The organism is Pseudonocardia sp. SID8383 (assembly GCF_009864975.1).
In the GTDB taxonomy this organism is placed as follows: Bacteria; Actinomycetota; Actinomycetes; order Mycobacteriales; family Pseudonocardiaceae; genus Pseudonocardia; species Pseudonocardia alni.
The window spans coordinates 1-7,398 of record NZ_WWFY01000244.1; the positions used below are offsets into that span (position 1 = coordinate 1).

A 7,398-nucleotide genomic window follows, 5' to 3' on the forward strand; every position below is an offset into this window, starting at 1 on the left:
CCAGCAGCTCGTCGACCACGTCGGTCAGCGACCCGCGACGCCCGAACGCGCGCCGTTGCGCCGCCGCGCCCGATCCGCGGGCCAGGACGCCCTCGGCCAGCTCGGCGACCTGCTCGTGGTCGCCGACCTCCTCCAGCCACGGCCGCAGGTCCTCCACCAGCGCGCGCAGCTGCACCGACGGGGAGCTCAGCGTCGGGGGACCGGCAGGGGCCCGGCCGATCTCGACGAGGTCGCCCTCCAGCCCGGACCGCGCGGCCCGCCACCCGGCCGCACGCAGCAGCTCGTACCGGGCGCGGGGCAGCGGCCTGCCCGCCTCGGTGTCGGCGCGGGCCCGCCCGACCAGCGCGCGGAACAGACCCGCGACCAGCACGACGTCGTCGACGTCGGGACAGGCGTCGCACAGCCGCAGCTCGACGGTCGGCAGGTGTGCGCTGGGTCGGACGTCGAAGTAGAGCATCCCGGCGTCGCTGATCGTCCCGGACGCGATGAGCTCGTCGATCATCGTGTCGTACTCGGCGGCGGTGGTGACGTCGCCGGGCGGCCCGGCGGTGGGCCAGCGCTGCCAGATCATGCTGCGGTAGCTGGCGTAGCCGGTGTCGTGGCCGCGCCAGTACGGCGAGCTGGCGGTGATGGCGAGCAGGGTCGGCAGGGCGGGGGAGACCCGGCGCGAGACCTGCACGGCGGTGTCGCGGTCGGGGACGTCGACGTGCACCTGCACCCCGCAGATGTGCTGCTCGCGCACCAGCATCTGGTACTCGTGCTGCATCCGCTCGTACCGGGCTCCGGCGGAGATGTCGTCGCCGGACAGGTCGACCAGCGGCACCGTCCCGGCCGCGACCACACCCAGCCCCAGCGGTTCGGCCGCCTCGCGCAGCCGGGTACGCAGGCGTCGCACGTGGGTGCGCAGCTCGTCCAGCGACGGCGTCGCGGGCGAGTTGGTCTCGACCAGCGACCGTTGCAGCTCGGGGAAGAACTCCGCCCCGTCCAGGTGCTCCAGCAACCGTTCCGCGTCGGGCGCGGCCCGGCGGTCGGCCAGGCCGACCACGTGGAACTCCTCCTCGACCCCCACCAGCGGCACGTTCCCCACGGCCGGTGACGCTAGGTGTCCGCTGTTACGTCCGTGTGTCCCGCGACGATCGCGCCCGACGCCACTCCGTCCGGTGGTCCGTACGGCGGTATCCGGACGTCTGTCCGGACCAGTTCCCACCGGCTGTTCTCTCCAGCGTGTCCGGATCTGCCGACCCCACGGAGCCGCCCATGTCCGCCGGCCGCCGCGCGCGGGCCCGCAGCTTCGTCGAACCTCGCCACGCCGATGGGCGTCCCACCGCGGTCCGGCACCGGCGCGGCCCCATCACGGCGGGCTCGACCGGACGGGTGACGTGTGCCGACCACTGCGGCCGATCACCGCTGCCGCGGGCAGAGGATCCGTGAACTCGCTTACCGGGTAAGCGGATTCGTAGAGCGAACCGTGCCCACCCCGATATCGGGGAACACCGGCTCACGGCTCGGCCTGCACGGCCGACACGCGGTGGTCGGCAGACGCTCGGCGCGTGGAATCGCTTACCGGTCGAGCGAGTTCTCCGGGAGAGCACCCGGGACCACGGCGGCGGAGGCCTCGGCCGCCCGGGCGATCCGCAGCAGGTCCGCGTGCTGTGCCGCCGCCTCGTCGGGCGACAGGGGATCGCCGTGCCCCGGGACGAACACCCGTGTCCCGGTGGCGGCGGGGGCTGCGGCGACGTCGAGCAGCAGCCCCACGGCGGCCGCCCAGTCGCGGCGGTAGGAGTCCGGCCCGAACGACGGCGGCGCCCCGTTCTCCAGCAGGTCCCCGGCGAAGAGCACGCCCGCGTCCGGGACGTGCACCGCCAGGTCGTGTCCGGTGTGCGCGGGGCCGGGGTGCACGAGCTGCACGACGCGTCCGCCCAGGTCGAGCGTGTGCACGGAGGCCGGGCGGGGGCAGACCGGGCGGTCGGGGAGGACCGGGACGGTGGCGGCGAGCGCGTCGGCCGTCGCGGCGGCGGAGCTGCCGGATCCCCCGGAGCTGCCGGCGCTCCCGGCGTCACGGTAGTGCCGGGACCAGTGGGCGCGCTGGGCGGCGGCCGTCGCCAGCAGTGCACCCGCGCAGCCGGCCTGGGCGTACACCGGGGCGCCCGGGAACGCGGCGGTGCCGAAGCAGTGGTCGAAGTGGGCGTGGGTGAGGGCCACGACGGCCGGCAGGGCGGTCACCGCGCGCACCGCGGTGGCGAGCTCGGCGCCCTGGGCGGTGTCGCCGCGGGTGTCGATGACCAGGGCGGCGGACGTGCCGAGCACGAGACCGGTGGTCAGGTCGAGCTCGTGGTGCCGGCGGGCGAGTACCCCGTCGGCGAGCTCGAGCCAGCGCCCGTCCGACCGCTGCCCGCCCGACCGCTGCCCGTCCATCCGGTGATCCTCGCGCTCAGACCGCGATCGCGGTGGACCGGCCCAGGGCGTCGGTTCCCGGGCCGAGCAGCTCCGCGGTCCCGTGGGCCACGCGTTCCGCGGTCCAGGCGCAGGCCAGCGCGTCGAGGACGTCGTCGAGCCGGGCGGCGGTGGGCAGGTCACCGAGCGACGCGGCGGAGGGGACCCACTCCGACAGCGCCGCGACCCGCTGGCCCGCCCCGCGCGCGGTCTTCTTCGCCGCGAACGCACGCGACGGTGCCATGGTGCGGAACGTCAGCTCCGGGTGCGCCTCGACCACCGACGACGGCAGCCGCACCTGCTGGAACTCGCGGATCTTCCCGACGATGTACCAGGTCTGCAGGCTGATCTTCTTCCCCGTGACGGCCTGGGCGGCGGCGCAGGCCTCGTCGTAGGAGCCTGCGTCGAGCACCGGGGCGGGCGGGGTCGGGAACAGGGAGGACCGCGCCCGGCCCAGCCGCGCCGACGCGAGGATCTCGGCCTCGCGGCGCTGCGCACCGGCCGGGACCGACAGCGGGATGTCGATCCCGACGGCGTCGCACCCGGCCGTCGCGGCGAGTACCGACGCCGCGTCGGGGACCACCGTCCACGTCACCTCACGTGTCCGTCCGCTGCCGGAGAGCACGCACACCACCCAGCCACCCGGGACCCCGTCCACGCCGCTGATCCGCATGGGGGAGGATCGTGCCCCGTGCGCGTCTACCTGGGCAGTGACCACGCCGGTTTCGAGGTCAAGGGCAAGCTCGTCGAGTACCTGACCGAGCAGGGGATCGAGGCGATCGACGTCGGGGCTCCGACCTACGACGCCCTCGACGACTACCCCGCCTGGTGCATCGAGACCGCGCGGCGCGTGGTCGAGGACCCGGAGTCCCTCGGCATCGTGCTGGGCGGGTCCGGCAACGGCGAGCAGATCGCCGCCAACAAGGTGCAGGGCATCCGCGCCGCGCTGGCGTGGAACGAGGCCACCGCGACGCTCGCCCGCGAGCACAACGACGCCCAGATCATCGGTGTCGGCGCGCGGCAGCACAGCTTCGACGAGGTCGTCGCGATCGTCGACGCCTTCCTGGCCACCCCGTTCTCCGGCGACGCGCGCCACCAGCGGCGCATCGACCAGGTCCTCGACTACGAGCGGACCGGCGAGATCGAGCTTCCCGCGTCCTGACCCGGAGCCGGGATGCCCGAGGGACACACGCTGCACCGGCTGGCGCGGCTGCACCGGAAGCTGTTCGTGCGCCGGCCGGTCGGCGTGTCCAGCCCGCAGGGCCGTTTCGGAGCCTCTGCGGCGCTGCTCGACGGTGAGGTGATGACCGGGGCCGAGGCCCACGGCAAGCACCTGTTCCACCGCTACGGCCGCGACCGCGTCGTGCACGTCCACCTCGGGCTGTACGGCACGTTCGTCGAACAGCCGCTGCCCGCGCCGGAACCGGTCGGGCAGCTGCGGATGCGCCTGGTCGGGCAGACCCACTACGCCGACCTGCGCGGCCCGACCGCCTGTGAGCTCCTCACCTCGGCCGAGGCCCGCGCCCTGCGGGCCCGGCTGGGAGCGGACCCGCTGCGTCCCGACGCCGACCCGGACACGGTCTGGGCCCGCATCTCGGCCTCGCGCAGCCCGCTCGCGACGCTGCTGATGGACCAGAAGGTGCTGGCCGGCGTCGGGAACGTCTACCGCGCCGAGGTGCTGTTCCGGCACGGCCTGGACCCGCAGCTCCCGGGCCGGTCGCTGGACCGGGAGACGTGGGACGCGATGTGGGCCGACCTCGTCGTGCTCATGCGCGACGGCGTGCGGACCGGCCGTATCGACACCGTGCGTCCCGAGCACGACCCGCGCCGGCGCGGTCAGGCCGGACGGAAGGACCGCCACGGCGGCGAGGTCTACGTCTACCGCCGCACCGGGATGGACTGCCTCGTCTGCGGCACGCCGGTACGGCACGCCGAGCACCAGAACCGCAACCTGTTCTGGTGCCCGGCCTGCCAACCGTCGCAGGTCTAGGGTCGGACCCGTGGAGCAGAAGCCGATCGAGTGCTGGATGACCGACATGGACGGCGTCCTCGTCCGCGAGGGCAGCATCGTCCCGGGTGCGGACACGCTGCTGTCGCGGCTGCGGGACAAGAGCGTCCCGTTCCTGGTCCTGACCAACAACAGCATCCACACCCCCCGAGACCTGCGCTACCGCTTGCAGGCCACCGGCCTCGACGTGCCGGAGGAGTCGATCTGGACCTCCGCGCTCGCCACCGCCGCGTTCCTCGGCGAGCAGCGCCCGCAGGGCAGCGCCTACGTGATCGGCGAGGCCGGGCTGACCACCGCGCTGCACGACATCGGCTATGTCATCACCGACCGCAACCCCGACTACGTCGTGCTCGGCGAGACCCGCACCTACAGCTTCTCCTCGATCGCGACCGCGATGCGCCTGGTCGAGCGGGGCTCCCGGTTCGTCGCCACCAACCCCGACGCGACCGGCCCGTCCCCGGAGGGCATCCTCCCCGCGACCGGCTCGGTCGCCGCGATGATCTCCAAGGCCACCGGGGTCGACCCGTACTTCGTCGGCAAGCCGAACCCGCTGATGATGCGGGCCGCGCTCAACCGGCTCGGCGCGCACTCGGAGTCCACGGTCATGATCGGCGACCGGATGGACACCGACATCCTGGCCGGACTGGAGGCCGGGATGCGCACGGTGCTGGTGCTCTCGGGCATCACCAGGGAGCACGAGATCGACCGGTTCCCGTTCCGCCCGACGCGGGTCGTCTCCTCGGTCGCGGACCTGATCGACGACGTCTGATCCGCCCCCGGACCTGCGGGGTTGCGAACTACACCGATGTGGTTCACCCTCGAACACATGTACGGAGAACTGGTGTCCTGGCAGCGGTGCGCCGGCTGCGGCGCGGAGGCCGAGCTCCCCGGTGACGAGACGGCGGGCGTCGCCGTCCCGTGCCCGGACTGCCCCGGCTCGATGACCGAGGAGTTCAGCTGGGACTCGGTCGCGGCCTGAGCGGCCCGCTCAGACCTTGAACCCCAGTGCGCTGGGCTCGCCCCGGCGCAGCGCCGCGACGTGCTCGACGACCGTGGTCAGCGAGTGCAGGTCGTGGCCGTTGCGCATGGCCGAGACCAGCGCGCGCTCGGCGGCCTCGATGCCCTCGGCGGCGTCGACGACCTCGGCGAGCCGGTCCGGCGCGGCGATCAGCAGGCCGTCGTCGTCGCCGCACACCAGGTCGCCCGGGCTCACGACGAGCCCGCCGAACGACACCATCTCGTCGACGGTGCCCGGGTCGCTCGTGCTGCCCGAGGCCGGGCAGGTCCCGCGGGCGAACACCGGCAGTCCGATCCCGCGCAGCCCGCGGACGTCGCGGACCAGCCCGTCGACGACGATCCCGGCCAGCCCGCGCCGCTTCGCCTCGGTCGCGAACAGCTCACCGGACACGGCGCGGTGACCACCCCCTCCGGCGACCACGAGCACCGAGCCGGGGCGGGCCGCGGACAGCGCAGCGAACATCGGCAGGTGGTCGTCCACACAGGACACCGTCACCGCGGGCCCGGCCATCGACACGTCCGGCACCAGGGCCCGGATCGCGGGGTCCACCACGGGGAGCGACTTGTCGGCGTCGCAGATGGCGGACACCTGCAGCTCGCGCAGACGGTCCAGGAGGTCGGTCATGGACGTCATCCTGTCGCACCGTCCGCCGTTGCGCGCCGTCGAGCGTCCGCGGCGCGCGCGGCGATCTCCGAGCGGCGCACCTTCCCGGCGTCGTCGCGCAGCGGGTGGTCGACGACGTCGATGCTCCGTGGCTGTTTCGCCCTGCTCAGACGCCCGTCGAGGAACTCGCGAAGATCGTTCTCGATGCCCGGTTCGGCCTGTACGACGGCGTGCACGACGTGCCCGTAGTCGGAATCCGGCAGCCCGACGACGACGGCGTCCCGTACCCCGGGATGCGCGGTCAGCGCCGCCTCGACCTCCGCCGGGTACACGTTCGCGCCGCCGACGAGGATCATGTCCGAGCGCCGGTCGGCCAGGTACAGGTAGCCGTCGGCGTCCAGTGAGCCCATGTCGCCGAGCGACTCCCAGCCGTCGCGCTCGTGGGCGGAGGCGCCCAGGTAGTGGTACGTCGGCGCCCCGCCCGACCGCATCCAGATCTCACCGGTGACACCGGGGCCGAGCTCACGGCCGTCGTCGTCGCGGACGGTGATCTCGCCGCGGGTGACCCGCCCGACCGACCCCGGGTGGGCCAGCCAGTCGTGGCCGTCGATCGCGGTGCCGGCCTGCGACTCGGTGCCGGAGTAGATCTCGAACACCGTCTCCGCGCCGACCCGGTCGATCCAGCCGCGCTTGACCTCCGGCGGGCAGGGCGCGCCGACGTGCAGCACGGTCCGCAGGCTCCCGGTGTCGCAGGCGGCCCAGTCGGCGTCGGGCAGGCGCAGCATCCGGCTCATCATGGTCGGCACCGCGTAGAGCCAGGTGACGCCGTACGCGGGGATCATCGCGAGTGCGCGGGCGGCGTCGAACCGGCCCATGAGCACGACGTGGTGGCCCTGGAGCAACGCCATCAGCGTGAACATGAAGGGCGCGTTGTGGTGCAGCGGCGCGGTGCAGCCGAAGACGCCGTCGCGGTCGATGCGCAGCCCGTCGGCGCGGGCCAGGACCTGTTCGACGCAGGCGGCCTGACCGGCGACGATCACCTTCGGGGTACCGGTCGACCCGCCCGAGGTGGGGGCCTTCCAGCTGGGCCCGACGACGTCGGGGAGCGGGCCGTCGTCGTAGGAGCCGGCGTCGACCGGGGTGTCGACGACGAGCGCCGGCGCGGCGACGGCGAGCACCGCGTCGCGCTCGGCGGCGGGCAGCCGGGCCGACAGCGGCTGCGGCACCGCGCCGACCTTCCACGCCGCGACCGAGCTCTCGAGGTGCGCGGCGCTGTTCGGCAGCGCGATCGACACCAGGTCCCCGCGCCGCACCCCGCGGTCGGCGAACGCCCTGG

At 74.0% G+C, this 7,398-nt stretch carries 9 protein-coding genes; 4 read left to right on the plus strand and 5 right to left on the minus strand.

What is annotated here, in order from left to right:
• The 3 genes from GTW08_RS05915 to GTW08_RS05925 form a co-directional block, all read right to left on the minus strand.
• The coding region (locus GTW08_RS05915; protein ID WP_161151537.1) for a glutamate--cysteine ligase at positions 1-1,087 on the minus strand (1,087 nt) is incomplete at its 3' end.
• Between the two features lie 473 nt (positions 1,088-1,560).
• Complete coding sequence (locus GTW08_RS05920) at positions 1,561-2,415, minus strand: MBL fold metallo-hydrolase (protein WP_073575571.1); 855 nt, start codon at positions 2,413-2,415, stop codon at positions 1,561-1,563.
• A 16-nt stretch (positions 2,416-2,431) separates the two neighbouring features.
• The gene (locus GTW08_RS05925) at positions 2,432-3,106 is read right to left on the minus strand and encodes a DUF429 domain-containing protein (protein WP_073575572.1); all 675 of its coding nucleotides are present in this window, start codon (positions 3,104-3,106) and stop codon (positions 2,432-2,434) included.
• An 18-nt stretch (positions 3,107-3,124) separates the two neighbouring features.
• On the opposite strand from GTW08_RS05925, the gene GTW08_RS05930 reads away from it, so the two are divergent.
• The 4 genes from GTW08_RS05930 to GTW08_RS05945 are packed head-to-tail and all read left to right on the plus strand — an operon-like array spanning position 3,125 to position 5,420.
• On the plus strand, positions 3,125-3,595 hold the full coding sequence (locus tag GTW08_RS05930; RefSeq protein WP_073575573.1) for a ribose-5-phosphate isomerase: 471 nt from the start codon (positions 3,125-3,127) through the stop codon (positions 3,593-3,595).
• 12 nt (positions 3,596-3,607) lie between these two features.
• A complete protein-coding gene (locus GTW08_RS05935) occupies positions 3,608-4,423 on the plus strand; it encodes an Fpg/Nei family DNA glycosylase (RefSeq protein ID WP_073575574.1) in 816 nt (271 codons plus the stop codon).
• A gap of 46 nt (positions 4,424-4,469) precedes the next feature.
• The gene (locus GTW08_RS05940; protein WP_202416451.1) at positions 4,470-5,210 is read left to right on the plus strand and encodes an HAD-IIA family hydrolase; all 741 of its coding nucleotides are present in this window, start codon (positions 4,470-4,472) and stop codon (positions 5,208-5,210) included.
• Positions 5,211-5,267: 57 nt separating this feature from the next.
• The gene (locus tag GTW08_RS05945; protein ID WP_157818307.1) at positions 5,268-5,420 is read left to right on the plus strand and encodes a hypothetical protein; all 153 of its coding nucleotides are present in this window, start codon (positions 5,268-5,270) and stop codon (positions 5,418-5,420) included.
• 9 nt (positions 5,421-5,429) lie between these two features.
• Here GTW08_RS05945 and GTW08_RS05950 read toward each other — a convergent pair whose 3' ends face one another.
• Entirely contained in the window at positions 5,430-6,083 is a 654-nt protein-coding gene (locus GTW08_RS05950; protein WP_237453574.1) for an RraA family protein, read from the minus strand.
• 5 nt (positions 6,084-6,088) lie between these two features.
• Positions 6,089-7,398 (minus strand): AMP-binding protein (locus GTW08_RS05955; RefSeq protein WP_161151538.1); only part of this gene is annotated, 1,310 nt, incomplete at its 5' end.